Source organism: Amycolatopsis sp. NPDC004368, assembly GCF_053602515.1.
The window spans coordinates 432,755-457,768 of the sequence record NZ_JBSGDT010000003.1; the positions used below are offsets into that span (position 1 = coordinate 432,755).

General features: G+C 71.4%; 25 protein-coding genes and 1 pseudogene. 10 read left to right on the plus strand and 16 right to left on the minus strand.

The features are described from left to right. Positions 1-23: 23 nt before the first annotated feature. Both ACWEOE_RS08090 and ACWEOE_RS08095 read right to left on the minus strand, forming a co-directional pair. Positions 24-257, minus strand: a complete 234-nt coding sequence (locus tag ACWEOE_RS08090) for a hypothetical protein (RefSeq protein WP_452005549.1) — start codon at positions 255-257, stop codon at positions 24-26. A gap of 2 nt (positions 258-259) precedes the next feature. Further along, a complete protein-coding gene (locus tag ACWEOE_RS08095; protein WP_452005552.1) occupies positions 260-532 on the minus strand; it encodes a hypothetical protein in 273 nt (90 codons plus the stop codon). A 117-nt stretch (positions 533-649) separates the two neighbouring features. Between ACWEOE_RS08095 and ACWEOE_RS08100 the strand changes: the two genes are divergently transcribed. After that, positions 650-1,846, plus strand: coding sequence for a helix-turn-helix domain-containing protein (locus ACWEOE_RS08100; protein ID WP_452005555.1), 1,197 nt, complete (start codon positions 650-652; stop codon positions 1,844-1,846). A gap of 67 nt (positions 1,847-1,913) precedes the next feature. Here ACWEOE_RS08100 and guaA read toward each other — a convergent pair whose 3' ends face one another. Then, positions 1,914-3,470: a glutamine-hydrolyzing GMP synthase gene (gene guaA / locus ACWEOE_RS08105; protein ID WP_452005558.1), complete on the minus strand. Its 1,557-nt coding sequence runs from the start codon at positions 3,468-3,470 to the stop codon at positions 1,914-1,916. Positions 3,471-3,589: 119 nt separating this feature from the next. Here guaA and ACWEOE_RS08110 point away from each other — a divergent pair, with 119 nt between their 5' ends. After that, positions 3,590-4,138 (plus strand): DinB family protein, encoded by a 549-nt coding sequence (locus tag ACWEOE_RS08110; protein WP_452005561.1) that lies wholly within the window; start codon positions 3,590-3,592, stop codon positions 4,136-4,138. A 72-nt stretch (positions 4,139-4,210) separates the two neighbouring features. Here the strand turns inward: ACWEOE_RS08110 and ACWEOE_RS08115 are convergent, their stop codons facing one another. After that, a complete protein-coding gene (locus ACWEOE_RS08115) occupies positions 4,211-4,822 on the minus strand; it encodes a rhomboid family intramembrane serine protease (RefSeq protein WP_452005564.1) in 612 nt (203 codons plus the stop codon). Between the two features lie 136 nt (positions 4,823-4,958). Here ACWEOE_RS08115 and ACWEOE_RS08120 point away from each other — a divergent pair, with 136 nt between their 5' ends. Further along, positions 4,959-5,993 carry a zinc-dependent alcohol dehydrogenase family protein gene (locus ACWEOE_RS08120; RefSeq protein WP_452005567.1) on the plus strand — a complete coding sequence of 345 codons (1,035 nt, stop codon included), beginning with the start codon at positions 4,959-4,961 and terminating at the stop codon, positions 5,991-5,993. A gap of 82 nt (positions 5,994-6,075) precedes the next feature. Beyond that, positions 6,076-7,521 (plus strand): aldehyde dehydrogenase family protein, encoded by a 1,446-nt coding sequence (locus tag ACWEOE_RS08125; RefSeq protein ID WP_452005570.1) that lies wholly within the window; start codon positions 6,076-6,078, stop codon positions 7,519-7,521. 4 nt (positions 7,522-7,525) lie between these two features. Here the strand turns inward: ACWEOE_RS08125 and ACWEOE_RS08130 are convergent, their stop codons facing one another. The 3 genes from ACWEOE_RS08130 to ACWEOE_RS08140 are packed head-to-tail and all read right to left on the minus strand — an operon-like array spanning position 7,526 to position 11,456. Beyond that, positions 7,526-8,980 (minus strand): FAD-dependent oxidoreductase, encoded by a 1,455-nt coding sequence (locus ACWEOE_RS08130; protein WP_452005573.1) that lies wholly within the window; start codon positions 8,978-8,980, stop codon positions 7,526-7,528. A gap of 44 nt (positions 8,981-9,024) precedes the next feature. Then, on the minus strand, positions 9,025-9,717 hold the full coding sequence (locus tag ACWEOE_RS08135) for a maleylpyruvate isomerase N-terminal domain-containing protein (protein ID WP_452005576.1): 693 nt from the start codon (positions 9,715-9,717) through the stop codon (positions 9,025-9,027). Positions 9,718-9,749: 32 nt separating this feature from the next. After that, on the minus strand, positions 9,750-11,456 hold the full coding sequence (locus tag ACWEOE_RS08140; protein ID WP_452005579.1) for a GMC family oxidoreductase N-terminal domain-containing protein: 1,707 nt from the start codon (positions 11,454-11,456) through the stop codon (positions 9,750-9,752). Between the two features lie 90 nt (positions 11,457-11,546). On the opposite strand from ACWEOE_RS08140, the gene ACWEOE_RS08145 reads away from it, so the two are divergent. Next, the gene (locus ACWEOE_RS08145; protein ID WP_452005582.1) at positions 11,547-12,188 is read left to right on the plus strand and encodes a GNAT family N-acetyltransferase; all 642 of its coding nucleotides are present in this window, start codon (positions 11,547-11,549) and stop codon (positions 12,186-12,188) included. A gap of 70 nt (positions 12,189-12,258) precedes the next feature. Here ACWEOE_RS08145 and ACWEOE_RS08150 read toward each other — a convergent pair whose 3' ends face one another. Further along, positions 12,259-13,398 (minus strand): GuaB3 family IMP dehydrogenase-related protein, encoded by a 1,140-nt coding sequence (locus ACWEOE_RS08150; RefSeq protein ID WP_452005585.1) that lies wholly within the window; start codon positions 13,396-13,398, stop codon positions 12,259-12,261. Between the two features lie 225 nt (positions 13,399-13,623). On the opposite strand from ACWEOE_RS08150, the gene ACWEOE_RS08155 reads away from it, so the two are divergent. Then, a complete protein-coding gene (locus ACWEOE_RS08155; protein WP_452005697.1) occupies positions 13,624-14,856 on the plus strand; it encodes an MFS transporter in 1,233 nt (410 codons plus the stop codon). On the opposite strand, the gene ACWEOE_RS08160 is transcribed toward ACWEOE_RS08155, so the two are convergent. Continuing rightward, a complete protein-coding gene (locus tag ACWEOE_RS08160; RefSeq protein WP_452005588.1) occupies positions 14,759-15,256 on the minus strand; it encodes a hypothetical protein in 498 nt (165 codons plus the stop codon). The two genes, ACWEOE_RS08155 and ACWEOE_RS08160, sit on opposite strands and share 98 nt — an antisense overlap. Before the next feature lie 102 nt (positions 15,257-15,358). Then, the gene (gene guaB / locus ACWEOE_RS08165) at positions 15,359-16,870 is read right to left on the minus strand and encodes an IMP dehydrogenase (protein ID WP_452005591.1); all 1,512 of its coding nucleotides are present in this window, start codon (positions 16,868-16,870) and stop codon (positions 15,359-15,361) included. Between the two features lie 129 nt (positions 16,871-16,999). Between guaB and ACWEOE_RS08170 the strand changes: the two genes are divergently transcribed. Continuing rightward, positions 17,000-17,395, plus strand: coding sequence for a DUF5319 domain-containing protein (locus ACWEOE_RS08170; protein ID WP_452005700.1), 396 nt, complete (start codon positions 17,000-17,002; stop codon positions 17,393-17,395). Between the two features lie 193 nt (positions 17,396-17,588). On the opposite strand, the gene ACWEOE_RS08175 is transcribed toward ACWEOE_RS08170, so the two are convergent. The 5 genes from ACWEOE_RS08175 to ACWEOE_RS08195 form a co-directional block, all read right to left on the minus strand. After that, the gene (locus tag ACWEOE_RS08175) at positions 17,589-18,566 is read right to left on the minus strand and encodes an anti-sigma-D factor RsdA (RefSeq protein WP_452005594.1); all 978 of its coding nucleotides are present in this window, start codon (positions 18,564-18,566) and stop codon (positions 17,589-17,591) included. Then, complete coding sequence (locus ACWEOE_RS08180; protein ID WP_452005703.1) at positions 18,567-19,139, minus strand: sigma-70 family RNA polymerase sigma factor; 573 nt, start codon at positions 19,137-19,139, stop codon at positions 18,567-18,569. It abuts the gene before it with no gap. Positions 19,140-19,577: 438 nt separating this feature from the next. After that, on the minus strand, positions 19,578-20,174 hold the full coding sequence (locus ACWEOE_RS08185; protein ID WP_020662719.1) for a response regulator transcription factor: 597 nt from the start codon (positions 20,172-20,174) through the stop codon (positions 19,578-19,580). Between the two features lie 131 nt (positions 20,175-20,305). After that, complete coding sequence (locus ACWEOE_RS08190; protein WP_452005597.1) at positions 20,306-21,163, minus strand: hypothetical protein; 858 nt, start codon at positions 21,161-21,163, stop codon at positions 20,306-20,308. A 9-nt stretch (positions 21,164-21,172) separates the two neighbouring features. After that, the gene (locus ACWEOE_RS08195; protein ID WP_452005600.1) at positions 21,173-22,114 is read right to left on the minus strand and encodes a MerR family transcriptional regulator; all 942 of its coding nucleotides are present in this window, start codon (positions 22,112-22,114) and stop codon (positions 21,173-21,175) included. Between the two features lie 190 nt (positions 22,115-22,304). On the opposite strand from ACWEOE_RS08195, the gene ACWEOE_RS08200 reads away from it, so the two are divergent. Then, positions 22,305-22,625, plus strand: coding sequence for a WhiB family transcriptional regulator (locus tag ACWEOE_RS08200; RefSeq protein WP_452005603.1), 321 nt, complete (start codon positions 22,305-22,307; stop codon positions 22,623-22,625). A gap of 6 nt (positions 22,626-22,631) precedes the next feature. Here ACWEOE_RS08200 and ACWEOE_RS08205 read toward each other — a convergent pair whose 3' ends face one another. Beyond that, positions 22,632-23,318 (minus strand): TetR/AcrR family transcriptional regulator, encoded by a 687-nt coding sequence (locus ACWEOE_RS08205; protein WP_452005606.1) that lies wholly within the window; start codon positions 23,316-23,318, stop codon positions 22,632-22,634. A gap of 92 nt (positions 23,319-23,410) precedes the next feature. Between ACWEOE_RS08205 and ACWEOE_RS08210 the strand changes: the two genes are divergently transcribed. Continuing rightward, positions 23,411-24,151, plus strand: a complete 741-nt coding sequence (locus tag ACWEOE_RS08210; RefSeq protein ID WP_452005609.1) for an SDR family NAD(P)-dependent oxidoreductase — start codon at positions 23,411-23,413, stop codon at positions 24,149-24,151. A gap of 166 nt (positions 24,152-24,317) precedes the next feature. Continuing rightward, positions 24,318-24,935: pseudogene (locus tag ACWEOE_RS08215) on the plus strand (SDR family NAD(P)-dependent oxidoreductase); the annotation flags it as partial. Between the last annotated feature and the right edge of the window lie 79 nt (positions 24,936-25,014).

Sequence of the window (25,014 nt, forward strand, 5' to 3'; positions counted from 1 at the left end):
GCACCGGTTCCGCGGCCGGGAGATCAGCGGAGTCCCGCGCGGCGGTTTCGGCGGCCGATCGCGATGGTGATCCGCACGAGGGGGATATCGACCACAAGCCAGCCGGCCAGGTCCTCCACTGTGCGGCCCTGTTCGTGCTTGGCCAGGACACCCTCGGCGAAGTCCCGCACGGCGCTCTTGGCTTCGTCTTCGAACACGTCGCCCGTATCCGGGTCAGTCAGGATCTCGGTGCCGTCGTCTTGAATCCAGACGCCCACAGTCATCGCCTCGTCCGGAAGCAGGTGTGGCAGTCGCGGGCCTTGTCGCGGTCATCGCCGAGTTCGTCCGCCGACAGCTCGGACCGGAACGCCCAGCGCGCGGGGATGACGAACCTCTTCAAGGTGCAGTCGGGCTGGAAGGTGTCGCGTTCGTCGTCTTCGAGCTGGGTGCGCAGGTACCTGTGGTTGCGGGTGTCGCCGGCCCAGAAGTGAACGGCGAACAGCGCCGCATCGACCTCGTTGGCGGTGAACTCGCCCGTAATCCTGGTCGCCATGGTGCGCACCGTCCCCGCCCACATCGTTGCCGATAGTTACGATCGTGAGGCTAAAAGTGATTGGTAGGCTGAAGGGACACCGAAGGGACACCTGGCCGACGGCAGGGAGCACCGCGCATGCACGTGCCCGACCTTCCGGGAGACGGCGTTGCCGACCGGCTCAAAGCAGCGCGAAAGCTCAAGGGGCTGAGCCAGCTCCAGCTCGCGCAGCGTGCCAACTTCTCCCAGTCACTGGTCAAGAAAGTGGAGCAAGGCACCAAGCCACCGAGTGCCGCCTTCGTGGCCGGCGCCGCCCGCGTGCTGGGGATCAAGGTGGGCACGCTGTACGGCACCCGCGAAAACGAAGTGCTCGACGAGCCGAGCCCGGAGTCGGCCGGCGTCGCCGAGCTCCGAAGCGCGTTGGACGCCTACGACGACCCGCGGCCAGAAGGAGACCCACTCACTCTTGGCACCATCAGGGCGCGGCTCGCCTCGATGTCGGCTCGGTTGCAGACGCTGCGCAACGCGGACGTGCTCGCCGAGCTGCCGCACCTGCTGCACCACCTGTACGTGCTCATCGAGGAGCCGGGTCACGCCGGCGAGCTGGCGCGCGCGGCCCTGCACGACGGCTACCGCATGTCGGCGACCGTGGCCGGGCGGTTCCGGCAAGCCGACCTCGCGGCCATCTCGTCCGAGCGGCACATCCAGCTCGCGCCGGCCACGGGCGACCCGCTGCGAATCGCGATCAGCGCGTACCACCGCAGCACGCGCTACCTCCAGCACGGTGACTACCGCAGCGGGCTGCGATTGCTCGACCGTGCGCGGCAGAACGTTGCTGCCGGACCGGACGACCGATCGGTCGCGATCCAGCTCGACCTGCGTTCAGCCGTCCTGGCTGCGCGAGCCGGCGACCCGAACGAAGCCGACGGGTACCTGTCCGAAGCGCGCGCGTTCGTCGACCAGTTCGCCCCGCCCGAGACGCCGTACTACAACGTGGACGCCAGTGCCACGAACATCGTCGTGCACTGGTGTGCGGTTCCCGTCGAGAACTACAACGCCGCTGAGGCCGTGCGCCGCGCGGCCACCGTGGCCGTGGTGGACCCGCGCCGTCCCGAGCGCGTCGGGCACCACCACATCGACATGGCGCGCGCCTGGATGCTGAACGGCGACAGGGAAAAGACCCTCGCAGAGCTGAACGCTGCGCGGCGAGTCGCGCCCAACGCCACTCGACATCACCCGTCGGTCGCCGAGACCGTGCGGGCGCTGGCTGCCGCGGAGCGCCGCGCGACCGATTCGCTGGCCGGCTTCGCGCAGTGGGCGGGCGTCCGCCTCTGAGCCAAGGTGGAGACCACTCGAACGGCGAAGGGCCCCTCGGCATTCCGAGGGGCCCTTCGCCGTCAGCTCATTCCCACTCGATGGTGCCCGGCGGCTTGCTCGTCACGTCGAGGACCACGCGGTTGACCTCCGGCACCTCGTTGGTGATGCGCGTGGAGATGCGCTCCAGCACCTCGTACGGCAGGCGCGTCCAGTCGGCGGTCATCGCGTCCTCCGACGACACCGGACGCAGCACGATCGGGTGGCCGTAGGTGCGGCCGTCGCCCTGCACGCCGACGCTGCGGACGTCGGCCAGCAGCACCACCGGGCACTGCCAGATCTCACGGTCCAGGCCCGCCGCCGTGAGCTCCTCGCGTGCGATGGCGTCGGCCGCGCGCAGCGTTTCCAGGCGGTCGGCCGTGACCTCGCCGATGATGCGGATGCCCAGGCCCGGGCCGGGGAACGGCTGGCGCTGCACGATGGTCTCCGGCAGCCCCAGCTCGAGGCCCACGCGGCGCACCTCGTCCTTGAACAGCAGCCGCAGCGGCTCCACGAGCTCGAACTGCAGGTCGTCGGGCAGGCCGCCGACGTTGTGGTGGCTCTTGATGTTCGCGGTGCCCTCGCCGCCGCCGGACTCGACGACGTCGGGGTAGAGCGTGCCCTGCACGAGGAACTTGTAGTCGCCCTGCGCCTTGAGGTCGCGCTCGGCCTGCTCGAACACGCGGATGAACTCGCGCCCGATGATCTTGCGCTTCTCCTCCGGGTCGGTCACGCCGGCGAGCGCGGAGAGGAAGCGCTCCCGCGCGTCGATGGTCACCAGCTTCACACCCGTGGCCGCCACGAAGTCCTGCTCCACCTGCGTGCGCTCACCCGCGCGCAGCAGCCCGTGGTCCACGAACACACACGTGAGCCGCTCACCGATCGCGCGCTGCACGAGCGCCGCCGCGACGGCCGAGTCGACGCCGCCCGACAGCCCGCAGATCGCCCGTCCCTCACCGATCTGCTCGGCGATGCGCGCGACCTGTTCGTCCACAATGGACGACGTGGTCCACTGCGGCTTGATGCCCGCGATGTCCGACAGGAACCGGCGCAGCACCTCCTGCCCGTGGGGCGAGTGCGCCACCTCCGGGTGGTACTGCACGCCGGCGAAGCCGCGGTCGACGTCCTCGAAGCCGGCCACCGCCGCGCCGTCGGAGCTCGCGGTGACGACTGCGCCCTCGGGCGCCTTGGTGACGCTGTCGTTGTGGCTCATCCACGCCGTCTGGTGGCCGGGCAGGCCGGCGTGCAGCCGCCCGCCTTCGCCGACCACGCGCACGTCGGTGCGGCCGAACTCGCGCACGCCGGTGGGCTCGACGACACCGCCGAGCGCGCGGGCGAGCAGCTGGTGGCCGTAGCAGATGCCGAAGATCGGCACGCCGGCCTCGACCAGCTTCGGGTCCATGCCCGGGGCGCCCTCGGCGTACACGCTCGACGGGCCGCCGGAGAGGATGATCGCGGACGGGTTCTTGGCCAGCAGGTCCTCGGCGGTCGAGCTCGACGGCACGACCTCGGAGAAGACCTGCGCCTCGCGAACCCGGCGGGCGATCAGCTGCGCGTACTGCGCCCCGAAGTCGACGACGAGTACCGGACCGGTGGGATTGGCCACCTACGACCTCCAGGCGAATGAGCGCTTTTGCCTCCATCGTCCCAGGTGGGCTGCGTCACGCCGCACCTGCCTCCGCAACGAGGACCGCCCCTGTCCGCGAACCGTCTTACGGTGCTCCCATGACTGTCGCATGGACCACAGAACTCCACGACCAGCTCGACTGGCACTGGCAGCACCACGTGCGCTCGCGCCTGGAGGGACTCACCGACAACGAGTACTTCTGGCAGCCGGTCGCCGACTGCTGGACCGTGCGCCCGCGTGCGGAGAACCCGGACGGGCCCGGCGCCGGCGACTTCACGGTCGACTTCGCCTATCCGGAGCCCGTGCCGGCGCCGGTGACCACGATCGCGTGGCGGCTGGCGCACGTCATCGTCGGCGTCCTCGGCATGCGGGCCGCCTCGCACTTCGGCGGGCCGGCGATGAGCTACGACACCTTCCCCTACGCCGGCACCGCGGCCGAGGCGCTCGACCAGCTCGACTCCGCGTATGCCAGCTGGATCGGCGGTGTGAAGGCGCTCGACGCCGAGGCGCTCGCGCGGCCGGTGGGCAAGGCCGAGGGGCCGTTCGCCGAGTACCCGATGGCCGCACTCGTGCTGCACATCAACCGCGAGACCATCCACCACTGCGCGGAAGTGCTGCTGTTGCGGGATCTCTACCGGAGCAAGTGACCGCGACGACGGCCCGGTCCCCCGACCGGGCCGTCGTACCCCCAGCGCCCCCGAGTACCCAGTGCCCCCGGGTCAGCCGCGCACCTTCGGCAGGAGCGCGAATCCGAGCGCCATGCCCAGCAGCGCGGGCAGGCCGTGGTTGTCGTGCAGGAGCGTGTCGACGACCGCGAGCGGCGCCACGAGCACCGGCACCACGAAGGCCTGCGTGGGCAGCTGCACGCCGTGGCGCGCGGGCGCCCGCAACAGCGCCACGGCCAGCGCGCCGATGAGGCCCGCGACGCACATCGAGTTGCCCGCGCCGATCGGCTGCAGCCAGACGTAGCTCATGACCTGGCCGAACAACCCGCAGCCGAAGTAGAGGACGAACGTGCGCGCGCGGCCGAAGTACCTTTCGGCGAGCGTGCCGAAGATCGCCAGGATGACCAGGTTGAAGACGCCACCGAGCAGTCCGCCGTCCTGGAAGAACATGCCGGTGATCAGGCGCCACCACTGCCCGGCGTCGATCGCCTCTTTGCTGCGCTGCACGTGCTCCAGCAGCCCCGGCACCGCCAGTTGCGCCACGAGCGCGGCCGCGGTGACCACGAACACCACGCCCGTGAGCACCGGCTTGCGGCGAGGGCCGATCCGGTCGAAGACAGCCACGAACGGGTTGCTGTGCCGGCGTTGCGAGGTCGGGTTGCTCATGATCCGAACCTAGGTGGCAACCCACGTGGGCACCCCACACATTTGTCATGTCCTCACCCGGCTGTGCGTCACGCGGAATGAATCCCGGCCCGAGCGACTCGAAACAGAGGAAGAGCGAAACCCGGAAAGGATCTTGATGCGAGCAACACTCATCTACGGCGCCGGCGACGTCCGCGTGGAGACGGTGGCCGACCCGAAGGTGGCGCAGCCGACGGACGCCGTGGTCCGCGTGGTGCGCTCCTGCATCTGTGGCAGTGACCTGTGGCCCTACGGCGGCATGCCCGCGCAGGAGCACGGCCGGCCGATCGGCCACGAGTTCCTCGGCGTGGTCGAGGAAACCGGTGCCGATGTGACGAGCGTGCGCAAGGGCGACCTGGTCGTGGCGCCGTTCGTGTACTCGGACAACACCTGCGAGTTCTGCCGTGAGGGCCTGCAGACCTCGTGCCTGCACGGCGGTGGCTGGGGTGCCGACGGCGTCGACGGCGGCCAGGGTGAAGCCGTGCGCGTGCCGCAGGCCGACGGCACGCTCGTGAAGCTCCCGCACACCGACGACGACGGCCTTCTGGCCTCGCTGCTCACGCTGTCGGACGTGTTCTCCACCGGCCACCACGCCGCCGTGACCGCGGGGGTCGCGCCGGGCAAAGCGGTGACCGTGATCGGCGACGGCGCGGTGGGCCTGTCCGCCGTGCTGGCCGCTCGACGGCTCGGTGCCGAGCACATCGTGCTGATGGGCCGCCACCGCAGCCGCACCGACCTCGGCCGCGAGTTCGGCGCGACCGACGTGGTGGCCGAGCGTGGCGAGGAAGGCATCACCCGCGTGCGGGAGCTGACCGGCGGCCACGGCACGCACACCGTGTTGGAGTGCGTGGGCACGAAGGCGGCGTTCGAGATGGGCCTCGGTGTGGTGCGCGCGGGTGGGGCGCTCAGCCGCGTCGGCGTGCCGCAGTACCCGGAAGGCCCGATCGGGCGGCCGGTGTTCATGCGCAACGTCACGATCACCGGTGGCGTCGCGCCGGCGCGGCACTACATCCCGCAATTGCTGCCCGACGTGCTGGAGGGCCGCTACCAGCCCGGCCGCGTGTTCGACCGGACGATCGGACTGGAGGACGTGCCCGCCGGCTACCGCGCGATGGCCGATCGCGAGGCGCTCAAGGTGCTCGTGAAACCGTGACTGCCTGAACGACGCGCCGCGTTGGCCCCCGTAAGGGTGGGGGTTCACGCGGTGCGCACCGCGCCCCCATACCTTGGTACGCATGGACATGATCACCCCGGAGCCGCGGCCCGCGTGGGTCGCCGGCCGGGCGGAGCAGGGTGCGGAAACGCTCGTCGTGCGGCACCCGCTCGACGGCAGCGAAGTCGCGACCGTGGCGGTGCCCGGCGCAGACCAGGTCGAACGCGCGGTGGCGGCCGCCGCGGGTGTCGCGCGGGAGTTCCGCCGCACGCCCGCGCACCAGCGCGCGGCGGTGCTGGAGCACGTGTCGCGCGAGCTGCGGTTGCGGGCCGAGGAGATCGCCGAGGTGATCACCGCCGAGAACGGCAAGCCGCTGAAGTGGGCGGAAGCCGAGGTGAGCCGGGCCGTTTCGGTGTTCCGCATCGCGGCGGAAGAAGCGCGCCGGTTCAGCGGCGACGTGCAGCGCCTCGACGCCGACCCGTCGGGCGACGCCCGGCTGGCGCTCACGCGGCGCGTGCCGCGCGGGCCGGTGCTGGGGATCTCGCCGTTCAACTTCCCGCTGAACCTGGTGGCGCACAAGGTCGCGCCGGCGCTGGCGGTCGGCGCGCCGATCATCGTGAAGCCGGCGCCGCGGACGCCGCTGTCGGCGTTGATCCTCGGTGAGATCCTGGCGACGGCGGGGCTTCCGGAAGGCGCGTTTTCCGTGCTGCCGCTGGGAAACGCGGAAACGCAGGCCCTGGTCGCCGACCCGCGGCTGCCGGTGGTGTCGTTCACCGGCTCCGGCCCCGTCGGCTGGTCGATCGCCGACGCCGCGCCGCGCAAGCACGTGGTGCTGGAACTCGGCGGCAACGCGGCGGCCGTGGTGCTGCGCGACTGGCCCGACCCCGAGGGCGCGGCGCAGCGCATCGCGACGTTCGGCAACTACCAGGCCGGGCAGTCGTGCATCTCGGTGCAGCGCGTGATCGTCGACGCCGCGGTGGCCGAGGAGTTCGTGCCGGCGCTGGTGGAAGCCGTGGAAGCGCTGCAGACGGGCGACCCGTACGACCGCAACACCGACGTCGGCCCGGTCGTCGACGAGGCCGCGGCCGCGCGGATCACCACGTGGGTCGAGGAAGCCGTGGCGGCGGGTGCGAAGGTGCTCACCGGCGGCACGCGCGAGGGCACACAGGTTGCGCCAACGCTGCTCACGGACGTGCCGCCGGGCACGAAGGTGTGGTCGGAGGAGGTCTTCGGGCCGGTGCTGGCGGTGTCCGTGGTGGACGGTGTCGACGAGGCCTTCGCGGCCGTCAACGACTCCGCCTACGGTCTGCAGGCCGGCGTGTTCACCTCCGACGTGCAGCTGGCGTTCCACGCGTCGACCGAGCTCGAGGTGGGCGGCGTGATCATCGGTGACGTGCCGTCGTACCGCGCGGACCAGATGCCCTACGGCGGTGTGAAGGGCTCGGGGGTCGGGCGTGAGGGCGTGCTCTCGGCGATGAACGACCTGACCGAGGAACGGGTGACGGTGTTCACCGGGGTGGATCTCTAGGCTGTCAGGCGCTCAGGGCGAACTTGAGGACGCCGTCCGGGTCGTAGGTCTTCGCGACCTTGTCGAGCCGGGCGGCGTTGTCGCCGTAGTAGGCGGTTTTCCAGTCGGGCATGGCCGGGTCGAGGTAGTTGACGTAGCCGCCGCCCGCGCCCGCGTCGGCGAGGCCGCTGACCACAGTGGACACGTTCTTGGCGACGCTGGTGTGGTTGCCCGTGGTGGCCGGTGCGTAGATCTGGATGCTGGCGAGGGCGTTGCGGTGCGGGAACGCGGTGTCGGTGGGTTTCAGGTCCGCGACCGCGCCGCCGAGGCCGTCGATGAGCAGGTCCATGCCCTTGTGCCCGGCGGCGAGGTCGCTGACCTTCGCGCCTTCGACCGGGTCGGTGATGATCCGCGACGAGGCCACGAACGTCTGGCGCGCGGAGCTGCCGGAGAAGTAGTTCATGGCGCCGCCGTAGCTGAGGCTCTTCATCGTGCGGCTCGACGGGCTGGCGTTCAGCTTGCCCAGCAACGCGGTGAGGTCGCTCGAGCTGCCCACGAACGCGCCGCCCACCCGGCACGCCACCGGCGAACCACCCGACACGACGAGGTTCGACCACAGCTCGGGCGGGGTCGTGGGCAGCCACTGCTGCCACGCGTCGAGCACGTCACCGGCCGAGCCGCCGGGGAAGTGCAGCGAGAACACCGTGATGTCGGGCGCGGGGTCGGTGCGGAAGGTGAACGACGTGACGATGCCGAAGTTGCCACCCCCACCGCCGCGCAGAGCCCAGAACAGGTCGGGCTCGGAGTCGGCGCTCGCGGTGCGCAGCTTGCCGTCGGGCGTCACGATCTGCGCCGAGACGAGCCGGTCGCAGGTGAGGCCGTACTTGCGCGCCACCACGCCGATGCCGCCGCCGAGCGTGAGCCCGGCGATGCCCACGGTGGGGCACGACCCGGCGGGCAGGCAACGGCCGGCCTTGGCGAGCGCCGCGTAGACGTCGCCGAGCCGCGCACCCGCGCCGATCACGACCTGCTCACCCTGCACCTGGACCTGCGACATCGCGCCGACGTCGACGATGAGGCCACCGTCGGGAGTGGAGTACCCGGCGTAGCTGTGACCGCCGCTGCGCGCGGCGATGGGCAGCCGTTGTGCCGCGGCCTCGAAGCAGGCCTGCACGTCTTCAGGCTTCTGCGCTTTGACCACGGCGGCCGGGGTGTGGCCGTCGAAGAGCGGGTTGAAGCCGCGTTCGGCGGTGGCGAACCCGCCGTCACCGGGCAGGACGAGGTCGCCGCTCAGCTTGCTCTTGAGGGCGTCCCAGTCGGGCGGCCCCTGCGGCTTCGTCGACGGCGGCGGCGTGGTCGTCGCCGCCGTGCTCCCGGGCGGCTCCTGCGGCGGCGCGGAGTTCGGCGCGCAGGCAGCGGCCACCGCGCCGAGGGTCGTGAGGCCGGCGGCGCGCAGGAAGGTCCTTCTCCCGACTGTCATGATGATCAGACGTTACGGGCATCGGGTGGGTTGCGCTGCCCGCGTCAGATCAAAGACTTCAGTTCCGGGACCGGCCCCGACAGCGCGTCGCCCGGACCCCGCCCCGAGACCCACGCCAGGACGGCGCCCGGGGTGCCCGACACGAGGCCGCCCGAACCGTCGGACATGGTCCAGGTGTGGGTGCCGTCCGTGAGGCGGATGGGCGGCAGCGTGGCGGTGTACATGCGGATCATGTTGGCGATGACGTCGTCGAGGCGCTCGCCCAGCCGGGAGCACGCGCTGGCGAAGTCGTGGCCGGCGTCGAGGTCGACGAGGTGGATGGTGGTTTCCGCGAGGCGCAACGTGAGGGCGTCGGCGCCGGTGATGGGCTGGCCGAGGCGGCCGCGGACGGGGGCGGTCCACGCGGCGTCGGGCAGGGACGCCGCGAGGTCGACGAGCCGCTCCCCCGACGCGATCATGTCGGCGCGCAGCTCGGCGGTGGTGCGGGAGGCGCCGGCGTTGATGTCGTCGTCGCGGGCGGTGCCGGGGCCGTACATGGGGCGCTCGGTGCCGGTGGCGGCCCAGGTCAGCAGGTTGCCGACGGCGTCGGCGTTGCGGGCGAGGTGCGTGAGCAGGTGCCCGCGCGTCCAGCCGGGCAGGGCGCTGGGCGCGCGCACCGCCGTGTCGTCGAGGGTTCCGGCGAGCCGGGCCCACTCGGCCTGCAGTTCCTGTACGCGGGTCAACGCCGTCGTGGTCACCCCGTGATCGTAGGAGCTGACGGCGCACTGTTCTATCGGCGCAGCGCTGCCGGGGCGTGAAAGGGCACGGCGGGGTTCTTCGGCGCCACGGGCTCGAGCCGTGTGTACGCCGCGCCCTGTGCCGGGCGCTGGTCGGCCTCGCCCTTGTTGGGCCAGAACGAGAACGCGCGCTCGGCCTGCGCCGTGATCGTGAGCGACGGGTTCACGCCCAGGTTGGCCGTGATCGCCGAACCGTCCACAACGGACAATCCGGGATAATCGTAGACGCGGTGGTACGGGTCGATCACGCCGGCGTCCGCCGTGTCGCCGATGGGCACGCCGCCGATGAAGTGGGCGGTCAGCGGGATGTCGAAGATCTCGCCCCACGTGCCGCCGGGCAGGCCGCCGATGCGTTCGGCCGTGCGGACGTTGGCCTCGTGCCCAGCCGGGATGAAGCTCGGGTTGGGTTCGCCGTGGCCCTGCTTCGACGTGTACTTGCGCCGCCCGAACAGGCCGCGCCGCGTGTACGTGGTGATCGAGTTGTCGAGGCTCTGCATCACCAGCAGGATCACCGTGCGCTCGCTCCAGCGGTAGCCGTTGAGCAGCTTCGCCGACTGCAGCGGGTGCTTGACCAGGAACATCAGCGCCTGGCGCCACCGCGGCACCGGCGAGGCGCCGTCGGTGGCGACGGTCTGCAGCAGGCTCATCGCATTGCTGCCCTTGCCGTAGCGCACGGGCTCGATGTGCGTGTTCTCGTCCGGGTGGATCGACGACGTGATCGCGACCCCGCGGCTGAAGTCCCGGCCCGAGTCCACCGCGGTGCGCGCGGCGCCGATGATCGCCTCGGAGTTCGTGCGCGTCAGCTCCCCCAGCCGGCGCGACAGCCGCGGCAGCGCACCCGTGTCCTTCATGCGGTGCAACAAGTTCTGCGTGCCCCACGTGCCCGCGGCGAACACCACCTGCCCCGCGGTCACGGTCGTGCGGAAGCGCTTCGAGCGCGTGCCGGTCTTCTGCAGCGTCACGCGGTATCCGTCACCCGCCGGCTCGACCGACGCGACGGTCGTGAGCGGGATGACCTTCGCGCCATCCTGCTCCGCGAGGTACAGGTAGTTCTTGACCAGCGTGTTCTTCGCCCCGACGCGGCAGCCCGTCATGCACGAGCCGCACTCCGTGCAGCCCACGCGATCGGGCCCGGCGCCGCCGAAGAACGGGTCGCCCACGGTCTCGCCCGGTTTGCCGAAGTACACGCCCACCGGAGTCGGGTGGAACGATTCTCCCACGCCCATGTCCTTCGCGACGTCACGCATCACCACGTCGGACGGCGTCATCGTCGGGTTCGTGACCACCCCGAGCATCCGGCTCGCCTGGTCGTAGTGCGGTGCGAGCTCCGCCTCCCAGTCGGTGATGTGCGCCCACTGCCGGTCGGCGTAGAACGGCTTCAACGGGCGGTACAACGTGTTCGCGTAGACCAGCGACCCGCCGCCGACGCCCGCGCCGGCCAGCACCATCACGTCGTTGAGCATGTGGATGCGCTGGATGCCGAAACACCCGAGCTGCGGCGCCCACAGGTACCGCTTGAGGTCCCACGACGTCTTCGCGAACTCGTCGTCCGCGAACCGCCGCCCGGCCTCCACCACGGCGACCCGGTAGCCCTTCTCGGTGAGCCGCAGCGCCGCCACGCTGCCCCCGAACCCGGACCCCACCACGACGACGTCGTAGTCGGGCCCGCCCTGCGCTGTGGTGGTGTTACTGGCAGTCACAGGTTCGAGGGTAACCCGGGGAAGTCCTTCAGACCAGAGGTAAGTTACTCGCCGGTTGCCACGCTGCGTATCCCGATATCATCACCCTCGATGATCGCGAAATCCCAAGTCGACGAGCCGAGCTGGGTCGGGTGGCAGGTGCGGCTGCGGGCCGTGCGTCCCGCCGATCACCGGGTGCTGGCCGGGTTCGACCGGAGTGCCGTGCGCGGCCACGAGCCGCGCGCCGGGGGTTACCGGCACTGGGCGGCGCACCGCGGCACGGCCGGGTCCGGGGACGACTTCCACTTCGCCATCGAGACGCTGCGCACGGGCACCCTCGTCGGGTCGCTGTGGGTCCAGACCGATCCGGCGACGGGGCGGTTCAGCTACGGCGTGGGCATCGGCGCGCAGCACAGGCGGTGTGGCTACGCGGTCGACGCCGTGAAGATCCTGCTCGCCGTGATGTTCGAGCAGCGCCGCTACCGCAAGTGCGTGGTCAGCGTGAACGGCGGCAACTTCGCGTCGCTCGCGTTGCACGGCGAGCTGGGCTTCCGCGAGGAGGGCCGGCCGCGCGACACGGAGCTGCGGCACGGGGAGATCCGTTACCCGGTCCTCATGGGACTGACCGCGCACCGCTTCGCCGCGCACCAGGCGGCCGCCCTCGCCGCGCGTCCGTTGCGGCCGGCGCGGGGACGCCACTGGCGAACGCCGCGGCGTGGCCGGCATTGGGCCGCGCGTACGGCGGCTTCGTGACAGAGCGGCTTCGTAGAACAGAAATCCCCCGCGTCCGCACCGGACACGGGGGATTTTCCGAAGCGAGGGGTCAGCGGCGGACGGTCAGCCCGACCCGCTGGAACTCCTTCAGGTCCGAGTACCCCGTCTTCGCCATCGCGCGCCGCAGGGCGCCGAAGAGGTTCACCACGCCCTCGGCATCCGACGACGGGCCGAACAGCAGCGTCTTGAGGTCCACGGCGTAGTCGGAGTCCGGGCCGGCGACCACGCGCGAGCGCGGCAGCGACGGGTGGGCCGCGGCGGCGGTCCAGTACAGGCCCTGGCCGGGCGCGTCCGTCGCGGTGGCCAGGGGCGCGCCCAGCATCACGGCGTCGGCGCCGCAGGCGATGGCCTTGGCGATGTCGCCCGAGGTGGTCATGCCGCCGTCGGCGAGGACGTGGACGTAGCGGCCGCCGGTCTCGTCGAGGTAGTCGCGGCGGGCCGCGGCGGCGTCGACGATGGCGGTGGCCATGGGCACGCCGATGCCGAGCACGCGGTCGGTGCTGGTGACGCCCGGGGTGTAGCCGTGGCCGACGATCACGCCGGCCGCGCCGGTGCGCATGAGGTGCATTGCCGTGCGGTAGTCGCTCACGCCGCCGGCGATCACGGGCACGTCGAGACGGCCGATGAACTCCTTCAGGTTGAGCGGTTCCGCGTCGCGCTGCACGTGTTCGGCGGAGATGATCGTGCCCTGCACCACGAGGATCTCGACGCCCGCGGACAGCAGGTCGGGCGTGAGCTCGGCGGCGTGCTGCGGGCTCACGCGCGCGGCCACGGTGACCCCCGACTCGCGGACGGTCTTGATCGCCTCGCTCAGCAGGTCGAGCCGCACCGGCGCGGAGTGCAGCTCCTGCAGCTCGCGCACGACCGCCGTCGGGTCCTCGGTGTCCTCGGCGGCGCGCACGAGGCGGAAGATCGCGTCCTCGACGTTGGCGTGGCGCGCCCACAGGCCCTCGGCGTTGAGCACGCCCAGCCCGCCGAGCTCACCGATCGCGACGGCCGTGCCCGGCGACACGATGGCGTCGGTCGGGTGCGTGACCAGCGGCAGGTCGAAGCGGTAGGCGTCGATCTGCCAGGCCGTCGACACCACCGCCGACGACCGCGTGCGCCGCGAAGGCACGATTTCCACGTCATCGAGGTCAAACGCCCGTCGCGCGGTGCGACCCATCCCGATCTCGACCAGATCCCGCACGTGATGTCCCTTCTCGCAGCGACGGCAACGTCGTCCATTGTCGCTAGTCCGCGTGGGTGACGAACGCACGGGGCCCTTAAGCCGGACGGACAACCGCAGGTTGTGCGGCGCGCCACGAGGTTGTTTGCCACCGCCGTTTCGCGCGCTGTTGGATGCGTCGGACGACAACAGGGGGCGAGAGTGGCGCTGGGACAGGACTTCCGACGGTTGTGGCTGGCCTACGCGATGAGCACCGCGGGCACGTGGCTCGCGCTCGACGCGTTCCCGTTCATCGCCGTGACGGTGCTCCACAGCAGCACCACCGAGGTCTCGGTGCTCGCCGCGGCGGGGCTGGCCGTCGGCGCGCTGATCGCCGTGCCGCTCGGGCCGTGGGTGGAGTTCCGGCGCAAACGGCCGGTCCTGGTGGTGATGGACGTCGTGCGCTTCGTCGCGCTCCTCACGCTGCCGCTCGGGTACGCGCTGGGCGGGCTCACGTTCGGGCAGCTCGTGGCCGTGTCGGTGGTCGTGGCGGCCGCGAACATCGTGTTCACCGCGGCCAGTGGCGCGTATCTCAAAGGCCTGGCCACGGGCGAGGATCTGCTCGTGGCCAACGGCCGGTTCGAAACGACACAGTGGACCGCCACGGCCGTCGGGCCGCCGTCCGGTGGGGCGCTGATCGGCGTGTTCGGACCACTCACCACGGTGGTGCTCGACAGCGTGAGCTACCTCGCCTCGGCGCTCGCGATCGGTGCCGTCCGCACACCCGAGCCGCCGCCCACCGCGCGTCCGGCGAAGGTCCGGACCCGCGAGGTGCTCGACGGCTGGCACTACATCCTCGGCCACCCGCGGTTGCGTGCGCTGTTCTTCAACACCACGCTCGTCAACGGCCTGATCATGGCGACCGCGCCGCTGCTCGCGATCCTGCTCTTGCGGGAGCTCGGGTTCGCGGCTTGGCAGTACGGGCTGGCGTTCGGCGTGCCGTGCCTGGGCGGACTGCTCGGTTCGCGGCTGTCGCGGCGCATCACCGCGCGCTTCGGCCCCGACCGCGTGCTGCTGGTCACCGGCACGCTGCGCGTGATCTGGCCGGTGGCGCTCGCGTTCACCCCGCGCGGGCTCGCCGGGTTGGGGTTCGTGATGCTCGTGGAGTTCGGGCTGATCCTGACGATCGGCGTCTTCAACCCGGTGTCGGCCACCTACCGGTTGCAGGAGACGGAAACCTCGCGCGCGGCCAGGGTGCTGTCCGCGTGGAGCATCACCGGTGGTGCGACGCGGGCCGCGCTCACGCTGGTGTGGGGCGCGCTCGGCGCGTGGCTCGGCACCCGCGAGGCGATCGGCTTGGCGGGGCTGCTGATGCTGGCCACACCCGTGCTGCTGTGGCGGGTCAGAACCACGTCGCGCCCGCCGCGCCCCCCGCGACCGCGGAAACCAGGCCCACACCGAGCGACAGCGGCAGCGCCCGCTTCCCGCCCCGCACCATGAGCCACACGGCGTAGGCGAGCACCACCACCCCGACCACGCCACCCCACACGGGCCCGATCAACGCCGACGTGCGCACGATCGTCGTCTCGCCGGCGTGGCGCACCGCGCGCACCGCGCCGGACCGGTCCGAACGCGTGAGTTCCACGGCCGTGCCCACCTCGGTGTCGAGCTCGGGATCCGTGCTCAGCACGTCCACGGCCTCGCCCGCGGCGGTCGTGAACCGCAGGGCGTAGCGGGTCGGCGGGTTCGCGGGGTCGCGCACCTCGTCACAGCGCACGACGCGGGCCGCCTCCACGTGCGAAGGCCCGGCGAACTGCACCACAACGCCGGCCCCGATCGCCGGCGGCAGGGCGAAGCCGACGACGACCACGAACAACTCGGCGAGACGATCCGCTTTCACCGCACCACTCAGCCGTACGCCGGGGTTTCCCGCGACGGGACAAATGCCCGCCGCACCCCGTTCGGGGAAGATCAACGCCTCGAAGGGGTGCGGCTCGGAGAGTTACCGCGCCGAGTAGTTCGGGGCCTCGACGGTCATCGTGATGTCGTGCGGGTGGCTTTCCTTCAGGCCGGCCGCGGTGATGCGGACGAGCTGCGCCTCCTGCATCTGCGCGATCGTCTCGGCGCCCGCGTAGCCCATGCCCGCACGCAGGCCGCCGACGAGCTGGTGCACGACGTTGGCCAGCGGCCCGCGGAACGGGATGCGGCCTTCGATGCCTTCGGGGACGAGCTTGTCCTCGTTGAGCACGTCGTCCTGCGCGTAGCGGTCCTTAGAGTACGACTTGCCCTGGCCGCGCGACTGCATGGCGCCCAGCGAGCCCATGCCGCGGTAGACCTTGAACTGCTTGCCGCCCACGAGGATCAGGTCACCGGGCGACTCGGCGGTGCCGGCGAGCAGGCTGCCGAGCATCACGGTGGACGCGCCGGCCGCGATGGCCTTGGCGATGTCGCCGGAGTACTGGATGCCGCCGTCGCCGATCACCGGGATGCCGGCCGGGCGGCAGGCCTGGTCGGCCTCGTAGATCGCGGAGATCTGCGGCACACCGACGCCCGCGACGATGCGGGTCGTGCAGATCGAGCCCGGGCCGACGCCGACCTTCACGCCGTCGACACCGGCGTCGACGAGGGCCTGCGCGCCCGCGCGCGTGGCGACGTTGCCGCCGACGATGTCAACGGTGTCACCGAGCTCCTTCTTCAGCAGCTTCACCGTGTCGACGACGGCGCGTGAGTGCCCGTGGGCGGTGTCGACCATCAGCACGTCGACGCCGGCCTCGGCCAGCGTCATGGCGCGCTTGTGCCCGTCGGCACCGACACCCACGGCGGCGCCCACGATGAGGCGGCCGTCGGTGTCCTTGGTGGCGTTGGGGTACTGCTCGGTCTTCACGAAGTCCTTGACCGTGATCAGGCCGCGCAGCTTGCCCGCGCCGTCGACGATCGGCAGCTTCTCGATCTTGTGCCGGCGCAGGAGGCCCAGCGCGGCGTCGGCCGTGACACCGACCTGTGCGGTGATCAGCGGCGCCTTCGTCATGACTTCGCTCACCAGGCGCGTGAAGTCGACCTCGAACCGCATGTCGCGGTTGGTGATGATGCCCACGAGCGCTCCGGACGCGTCGGTGACCGGGACGCCGGAGATGCGGAAGCGGGCGCAGAGGGCGTCGACCTCCGCGAGCGTGTCGTCGGGCGAGCAGGTGACCGGGTCGGTGACCATGCCGGCCTCCGACCGCTTCACGACCTCGACGGCGGCGGCCTGCTCGTCGATCGGCAGGTTGCGCTGCAGCACGCCGATGCCGCCCTGGCGCGCCATGGCGATCGCCATGCGGGCCTCGGTGACGGTGTCCATGGCGGCGGAGACCAGGGGAACGTTGAGGGTGATGTTGCGCGTGAGGCGGGTACTGGTGTCGACCCCGCTGGGCACCACGTCGGATTCGGCCGGCAGCAGCAGCACGTCGTCGAAGGTCAGACCCAGCATCGCGAACTTGCTGGGCACGGGGGCGGTGATGCTTTCGCTGGTCATAGCGGGCGAAGGGCCTTCCTGGCGGGGGTGAGCGATCTGGCCGAGGGGCTGGCTGAGCCTTCCCCTCATGATATCCGGGCGCTGCGCCTGACCCGGGTGGGTGGGGACGGGCGCCACACGGCGGGTACCGTGCACGCCGTGCCGCACGACGTGTTGCCCCCCGACCCCTTCGCGGACGACCCGGACGATCCGGCCCGGGCCTTCCTCGACTCCGAAGACCAGCTGGACGAGCCCATCAGCCCGGACGAACGCACCGAGCTCCTGGCCGACCTCTCCGACCTGGCGGTGTACCAGGCCCTTCTTGAGCCCCGCGGTGTCCGCGGCATCGTCGTCGACTGCGGCGAATGCGACGAACCCCACTACCACGACTGGCACCTCCTGCGCGCCAGCCTCGAACAGCTCCTGGCGGACGGCCGCATGCGCCCGCACGAGCCCGCGTTCGACCCGAACCCCGGCGACTACGTGAGCTGGGACTACTGCCGCGGCTTCGCCGACGGTGTCACGGCGAACGAGAGCGCGTACTGAGGTTCGGTAGTCGAACGGCCCCGGTGATCTTCGGATCGCCGGGGCCGTTCTGCTGTGTTCTCGGGCGCTGTGTACTCGGACGCTGTGTTCTCGGGCGCTGTGTACTCGGGCGCTGTGTACTCGGGCGCTGTGTACTCGGGCGCAGACGACGAACGCCCCGGCGGGTGCCAGGGCGTTCGTCGAAAAGCGGGACCTACGGGTTGTCGGTCGAGATGCTCTGCCCGCCGACGCCGCTGTCCGAGGACTCGTTGCGGGGGCTGCCGCCGCCGCTGCCCGGGTCGGTGCCGTTGCCGGTCGCGTCGGTGGGCGTAGTCGGGGGCGGCGGAGAGCTGGTGGTCGTGTCCGGCGGCGGCGGGGGCGGCGGCTGCGTGACGCTGCTGGTGGCCGGCGGGTTGGTGGAGCCGGACCCGGTGCCGGGCAGGGACGTCGGCTGGCCGCTGGACTGCTGCGACGCCGTGTTGGCCGGGTTGTTCGCCGGCGGCGTGGTGGCCGGGTTGTTCGGCGGGTTCTGGCCACTGGGCGGTGCCGTGGGGTCACCGAGCTGGGCGGCGAGCTGCCGGTGCTGCTCGATCAGCTGGTCGCGGTTCTCGTCGTCGGTGACCTGGTTCAGCGCGGCCTGCGCGTCGTCGAGCGCCTTGCGGGCGTCGGCGAGGCGGTTGTCGGCCAGGGCGAGGTTGGCCTTCTCGAGGTCGAGCTTCGCGGCGGCCGCGGCCTCGACCGAGTGGGCGTGGTCGGTGTAGAGGACCTTGGTCAGGCCCCACAGCGTGTCGCCCGGCTGGGCATCACGAGCCGCGAGGCCGGTGCCGGCGAACGCGATCGCGACGGCGGCGCACGCGGCGGCGACCGGCACCAGGTAGCGGCGCCGACGGCCACGACCGGAGTGCTTGCGCGCCAGAGAAGCCGTCTTCACGGTGGTGACGGCGGTGTCGACGTCGACGAGCTCGGCCAGCGGCTCGCTGTCGATGTCGCGGCGCCACGCGAGCAGCAGGGCGTTGAGCTCCTGGTCTCCGAGTCCGTCGGCGATGGCCGGGTCCGTGCCGCCGAGCGCGTCGAGCAGCGCGTCGTCGGCCTGGATGGCCGTGAGGTCACCGTCGGCTTCCGGGTCGTAGGCCGTCATGCCGTTCAGATGCGCGGACGGCGACAGGTCACGATCGTCGTCGTGATCGGTCACTCAGATCACCTCCTCGGCGGCGAGCACCTTACGCAGGCGAGCAAGCGCTCGGTGCTGGGCCACTCGAACGGCACCCGGGGTCGACCCGACGGCCTCCGCGGTCTCTTCCGCCGACAGACCCACCACAACCCGCAGCACGACGATCTCGCGCTGTTTGTCGGGCAGCACCTGCAGCAGCTGTGCCATCCGTTCGTTCAGCTCGCCCTGCAGCGCGCGCTGCTCCGGGCCGACGCCGACCTCGATCTCATCGGGGACCTCGGCGACCGGTTCGGCCCGGTTGCGGGCCGCCGCGCGGTGCGCGTCGGCCACTTTGTGCTGGGCGATCCCGTAGACGAAAGCCAGAAACGGGCGGCCCTGTTCACGGTACGAAGGCAATGCCGTGAGCACCGCGAGACACACCTCCTGCGCAACATCGTCTGCCGAAGCGAACGAACGCTCCTGCCTGCCAACCCGAGCACGGCAATACCGCACTACCAGGGGGCGGATGGCAGCCAGCAGCCGGTCCACCGCCTGAGGATCTCCCTCTACGGCAGCGGCGACCGGCTCATCCAGTCCATCCCCCACATTGGCCATCGCAGACAACAGTCCCAGTGTTACGTGTAGGCGTGCTAAGAATCCGGCGCGTGGTCATCGTGCCCCGCCCGCCGGTGACAGTTACCGTACCGTCGGCAACCTCTCCGACAACCGCCAGAGGTGCCCACCGGCGCGCCGCGAGCGCGGCCGCGGCTGTGCCGCACTCGTCGACCAGAGGTCCAACGAGCGGCTGACCAGCGGGGTACGGCTTAGTGCCCGGGAGGGCGCTGCCGGAAGGCAGCCTGCCCGAGCGGTGGGGACGAAGGCGACGAACGTGACAGGTGACACAGACCACATCTGCCGGGCGGAAATCCACCGCGTCCGTAAAGGACAACGCACGGAGACACAGGTACGGGCCAGGGCGTTAACCCTGGCCCGTCGTCACCGTGGCGTCAGAACGGACTCAACCTGTCACGCGCGGAGCGTGGTACAGCAGTGTCAGGAAACGAGGCCGCGGCGGAAGCCGTGGGCCACGGCCTGGGCGCGGTCGCGGACGCCGAGCTTGCGGAACAGCCGCCGCGCGTGCGTCTTCACCGTGTCCTCGGACAGGTACAGCTCGCGGCCGATCTGGCCGTTGCTCTTGCCCTGGCTCATGCCGCGCAGCACCTGCAGCTCGCGCTCGGTGAGCTGCACGCCGGGGTCCGACGGCTGCCGCGGCGCCGGCACCGAGGTGCTGGCGAGCGTGTGGGCCAGCGCGGCGACCAGCTCGGGGCGCGAGGCGTCCCAGCGGAGGTAGCCGCGGGCACCGCCGGCGATGGCGGCGGCGATGCTGCCGGCGTCGTCGGGGGCACCGAAGACGATGACGTTCGCCTGGGGGTTCGCGGAGACGAGCCGCCGCGTGGCTTCGACGCCCGTCGGGACCGCGCGCTGCGTCCCGACCAGCACGACGTCGACCGGCTGACGGGTGTACCGGGCCAGCAGCTCGTCACCGTGCGCTACGCAGTCGATGCGACTGACCCCTGGGACCGCGGACATCACGCGGGTGAGCCCTTCGCGGACACTGCGTCGGTCGTCGCAGATCAAGACCGTCGTCACGGGGTTTCCTTCCTGCAGCCGGGTGACATTCCACTTCCCCTATCGGACGCTTTAGCCCGAACCTTGACACGATCCGGTGGCTTTTTTTGAAGTTTCTTAGCCCGGATGCCGGAACGGCGTTTCCAGAGGGCTCAACCGGGCCCCTCGGGCACCCAAGGTGAATCCTCTGCGATCCGCATCACGCAAGGATCGGCGCGTCGTAACACTGCGTGCAACACTTCTCGGCTTCTGAATCGATACTTCTCGGCGTGTCCGGGGTCCAGATCCGCCGCCACGCGCGCCGCCACCCAAATAAGTGAATAGAGTTCGTATTTCTCGGCGGCGTTGGCGGCATTTGTGACGACGTCGAGTGCAGTAGTGCGTTCGTCCACTTCCCCCGCGGTCGCGAGTGCCACCGCGAGCACGATGTCGGATTTGACGATGTGCCGGCGCGAGCCGTGCACCCGCGCCGTTTCGGCCGCTCGGCGCGCGGGCGCGATCGCTTCCCGCGGACGGCCGGCGGCGAGCTCGATCTCGGCGCCGACCCAGCCGCCGCGCACGGTGGCGCGCCAGCGGTCGTCCGTGGCGGCGGCGCGGGCCGCGAGGCGCCGGGCGGCGGTGAGCCGGCCCAGGGCGAGGTTGTCGGCGGCCAGGCCGAGCAGGGCGTCGGCCCGCGCGCCGGTGGCGTCGAGGCCGTTCGGGTCGGTGGTGCCCACCCGGCCGTCGAGGACCGCCAGGGCCCGTCCGTCGAGCGCTCGCGCGGCGACGTGGCCTCCGAGCTGACGGCGGTGCGACGCCAGCGTGGTCGCGGCCAGCGACGCGACCACGGGGTCGGTGGCCCGGCGCAGGTCGGCCAGCACCGTGGCCGCGGCGGCGTACCGGCCCTGCGCGCCGAGCACGACGGCGGCCAGCAGCCGCTGCCGGGGCGCGGCGGAGCGCGGCGCGGCGACCGGCACCGGCGGCGGCAGGAGATCACCGAACGCGAGCTCGGCGAGGGAGTCTTGCTGCACGTGACCTTTCTAGCGCCCGGCCCCGACAAGAACGTGCTCGACGCGGCCCGCGGCGGCGGGCAGGTCGGCGAGCAGCTCGACCTTGTCCGGCAGCGCGCCGGCGTCCCAGCCGGGTCCGCACGCGAACAGGCGGCTGCGCTGCCGGCCGCGGGACACGCGCGCGAACAGCCGCGGATCCGCCGCGTCACGCCGGTGCGCCCACAGCACCACGGCCGCCGGCGCGCTGCGCCGCACGGCCACCGCCAGGACCTCGGCGGGCAGCGGCACGCCGAACAGCTGCGCGCCGATCCGCCGCCCGGCCAGCGCGGCCGCGAGCGCGTAGACGGGCATGGTGTCGCGTTCTTCCGGCACGCAGGCGAGCAGCACCGGGCGCAGGTTGCGCGGCGCGTCGAGCACGGGAGTCGCGCGCACGAGCGCCGCGTACACGCATTCGGCCAGCAGGTACTCGACCTCGGCGCCCGCGCTCACTCCGCGCCAGCGCGCGCCCAGCGCCGTGAGCACCGGTTCCACCACGCCGGACCACGCGGCCAGCACGCCGAGCTCGTCGAGGGCCTCGGCGAGCATGCGCTGCACGGCGCCGACGTCCATGGCCAGCGCGGCCGTGCTCAGGCGCCGGGCCAGCCGCGATGACACCTCGCCGTCCGCGGGGGCGGGCTGCGTGGGCGTGGCGGGTTCGTCGACGAGCGGGGTGAGCTCGGTGCGGGGCATCTGCTGCAGCGCGAAGCGGGCGGCCTCGGCGGTCGAGGCGCCGCGGAGCAGGGCGCGCTGCATCAGCTCGAGGCGGTCGATGTCGGAGCTGCCGTAGCGACGGTGGCGGCCGTCGGTGTGGCGGCTGGGGCCCAGGCCGTAGCGCCGGTCCCAGGTCCGGAGGGTCGACGGGGCGACCCCGAGCCGGCGTGCGACCGAGGCCACCGGCAGGGTGGGTTCTCCTTCACGCGCTCCGGATCCCACCCGGCCAATATGCGGGCCCGGGGGAGTCACGGCAACCGGAGCCAAAACCCCTGCTCACCATTCCGGGGGATGCCTAACGGCTGAATCATCCGGAAGCCCTTGAACAACTATTGGCGCGCTTCTAACGTTACCGCCGTTGCACCGAATGGAGTATCGGCACCACAGCAGAGCAGCTAATGGCATCGACCGGATGACGGAGGCGGTCAGGATGGCAGACACGCGCAGGCTTCCCGGTCCCAACGCGGACATGTGGGACTGGCAGCTGGAGGGGTCGTGTCGGGGGATGGACAGCGCGGCGTTCTTTCACCCGGACGGCGAGCGGGGGCCGGCTAGGGCACGCCGTGAGGCCAGGGCGAAAGCGGTCTGCCTGGCCTGCCCGGTACTGGAGATGTGCCGGCGGCACGCACTCGCCGTGCACGAGCCCTACGGGATCTGGGGTGGGCTCTCGGAATCCGAGCGGGAGAACCTGATCAAACAGGACAAGCGAGTGCTGAGCATGTCCGGCGGCTGAGCACGATCACGACTTCACCGGGGCGGTGTCCTTTTCGGACGCCGCCCCTGTTTTGTCTTGGGCGGGGTTGTCCGGCACTGCGTCCGGCACGGTGTCCGGAGTGCCCGGCCACGACCGCATCGCCGCGTCGATGACCGCGGTGAGCGCGGGCAGGCCGACGCCGTCGCGGGCCTGCGTCGACAGGCCGAACAGGACCGTCGTGTAGTAGGTGCCGAGGGCTCCGACGTCGACGGTCTCGGCCAGCTCACCCTCGTCGACCGCCCGGCGCAGCCGCTCGCGCACCAGGTCACGGACTTCCTCGCGCTGCGCCTTGAGGTGCGCGCACACGGCCCCGTTCGCGGGTGAACAGTTCGTGGCGGCGAGCACGACCATGCAGCCGGTCGGGTGGTCCGTGTCCACGTACGTGCGGGCGTTGTCGCGAAGCATCGCTTCAATGGCCGCGTGCGCGGTCGGCGATTCGCTCAACGCGCGCCGCGTGTGGCTGCCGTACGTCTGGCCGTAGCGCTCCACCGCTTCGCGGAACAGCGCCTCCTTCCCCCCGAAGGCCGCGTACAGGCTCGGCGGGTTGATGCCCATCGCCCCGGTCAGATCGGCCAGCGAAGCGCCTTCGTAGCCGCGCTCCCAGAACACGAACATGGCCTCGGTGAGCGCGCGTTCGCGATCGAACGCGCGAGGTCGGCCGCGCGGTGACATGGACCACCTTCTTTAGTGAGCGATACAGAAAAACTTGACGACGCCATCGTACGTCGTCTTTTATGTAGTCATCGATACAGAAAGGAACCCTCATGGGCAAGCTCGACGGCAAGGTCGCACTCGTCACGGGCGGTAGCCGAGGCATCGGCGCCGCGATCGCGAAGCGACTGGCCGAGGATGGCGCCGACGTCGCCATCACCTACGAACGCGCCGTGGACCGGGCGGAGACCGTGGTCAAGGAGGTCGAGTCCCTCGGCCGGCGCGGCCTCGCGCTGCAGGCCGACGCAGCTGACGTCGACGCCGTGAAGTCGGCCGTCGACCGCACGGCAGATGAGCTCGGCGGGCTCGACATCCTCGTCAACAACGCCGGCGTGATGACGGGCACGCCCTTCGAGGAGCTCTCGGTGGACGAGGTGGACCGCATGCTGGCGGTCAACGTGCGGGCCGTCGTGGTCGCCACCCAGGCCGCACTGCGCCACCTCCCGCGCGGTGGCCGCGTGATCTCGATCGGCAGCGACCTGGCCGAGCGCGTGCCGTTTCCGGGCGTGAGCCTGTACTCGGCAACCAAGAGCGCCTTGGTCGGCCTGACCCGCGGGCTCGCTCGTGACCTCGGGCCGCGCGGAGTCACCGCCACCGTCGTCCACCCGGGCTCGACGGACACCGACATGAACCCCGCCGACGGCCCCGGCGCGGCCGGGCAGCTGCCGCACATCGCGCTGGGCCACTACGCGGAAGCCGCCGACGTCGCGGCGACGGTCGCACACGTGGCCGGACCGGACGGCCGGTACCTGACCGGCGGCTCGATCACGGTGGACGGCGGGTTCACGGCGTGAACCCCACCCCCTTGCGGTAACCGGAAGCGATCAAGCTTCACGTTGCCCATGGTGAAGGAAACTTTCCCACATCCCGGGAGTATTGGGCACGCGCAGGAGGATCCTCGCCTCCGCTCGCCCCTGCGTTCCTTGCCCCGGAGAAACGCTGGACGGCAAAGTCGCGCTCGTGACGGGCGGCAGCCGCGGCATCGGTGAAGCGATCGCCTCACGGCTGGCGGCCGAAGGGGCCGACATCGCGATCACGTATGAACAGTCGCGCGAGAGGGCAGAGAAGCTCGTCGCCGCCATCCAGGAGCAGGGCCGGCGCGCCCTCGCCGTGCAGGCCGACGCTGTGGACGCCGCCGCCGTGACGGCCGCCGTCGACCGGGTGGCGGCGGAGCTCGGCGGGCTGGACATCCTGGTCAACAACGCCGGCGTGCTGGTCACCGCGCCGATCGACCAGCTGGTGCTCGACGACATCGACTACCTGCTGAACGTGAACCTGTGATCGGTGATCGTAACGACCCAGGCGGCGATCCGGCACATGCCGCGCGGCGGCCGGGTGGTGTCGATGGGCAGCGCGCTGGCCGACCGCGTGCCGTTCCCGGGGATGAGCCTCTACGCCGCGTCGAAGAGCGCGCTGATCGGCCTCACGCGAGGGCTTGCGCGGGACCTGGCCGAGCGCGGGATCAACGTCACCGTGGTCAACGTGGGTTCGACCGACACGGACATGAACCCCGAGGACTCGCCGTTCTCGTCCGCGCAGAAGCCGCACATCGCGCGTGGGTCGTACGCGCGGCCGTCGGAGATCGCGGGCACGGTGGCCTACCTCGTGGGGCCCGACGGTGAGTTAGTGCACGGCGACCACTGTGGACGGAGGCTGG

Coding starts and splice junctions, on each gene's coding strand:
- ACWEOE_RS08110 (WP_452005561.1), top strand. CDS start 3,590: ATGACTGTCGCATGGACCACAGAACTCCACGACCAGCTCGACTGGCAC.
- ACWEOE_RS08125 (WP_452005570.1), top strand. CDS start 6,076: ATGGACATGATCACCCCGGAGCCGCGGCCCGCGTGGGTCGCCGGCCGG.
- ACWEOE_RS08120 (WP_452005567.1), top strand. CDS start 4,959: ATGCGAGCAACACTCATCTACGGCGCCGGCGACGTCCGCGTGGAGACG.
- ACWEOE_RS08130 (WP_452005573.1), bottom strand. CDS start 8,980: ATGACAGTCGGGAGAAGGACCTTCCTGCGCGCCGCCGGCCTCACGACC.
- ACWEOE_RS08205 (WP_452005606.1), bottom strand. CDS start 23,318: ATGTCACCGCGCGGCCGACCTCGCGCGTTCGATCGCGAACGCGCGCTC.
- ACWEOE_RS08115 (WP_452005564.1), bottom strand. CDS start 4,822: ATGAGCAACCCGACCTCGCAACGCCGGCACAGCAACCCGTTCGTGGCT.
- ACWEOE_RS08200 (WP_452005603.1), top strand. CDS start 22,305: ATGACGGAGGCGGTCAGGATGGCAGACACGCGCAGGCTTCCCGGTCCC.
- ACWEOE_RS08095 (WP_452005552.1), bottom strand. CDS start 532: ATGGCGACCAGGATTACGGGCGAGTTCACCGCCAACGAGGTCGATGCG.
- ACWEOE_RS08145 (WP_452005582.1), top strand. CDS start 11,547: ATGATCGCGAAATCCCAAGTCGACGAGCCGAGCTGGGTCGGGTGGCAG.
- ACWEOE_RS08210 (WP_452005609.1), top strand. CDS start 23,411: ATGGGCAAGCTCGACGGCAAGGTCGCACTCGTCACGGGCGGTAGCCGA.
- guaB (WP_452005591.1), bottom strand. CDS start 16,870: ATGACCAGCGAAAGCATCACCGCCCCCGTGCCCAGCAAGTTCGCGATG.
- ACWEOE_RS08155 (WP_452005697.1), top strand. CDS start 13,624: ATGAGCACCGCGGGCACGTGGCTCGCGCTCGACGCGTTCCCGTTCATC.
- ACWEOE_RS08100 (WP_452005555.1), top strand. CDS start 650: ATGCACGTGCCCGACCTTCCGGGAGACGGCGTTGCCGACCGGCTCAAA.
- ACWEOE_RS08180 (WP_452005703.1), bottom strand. CDS start 19,139: ATGGCCAATGTGGGGGATGGACTGGATGAGCCGGTCGCCGCTGCCGTA.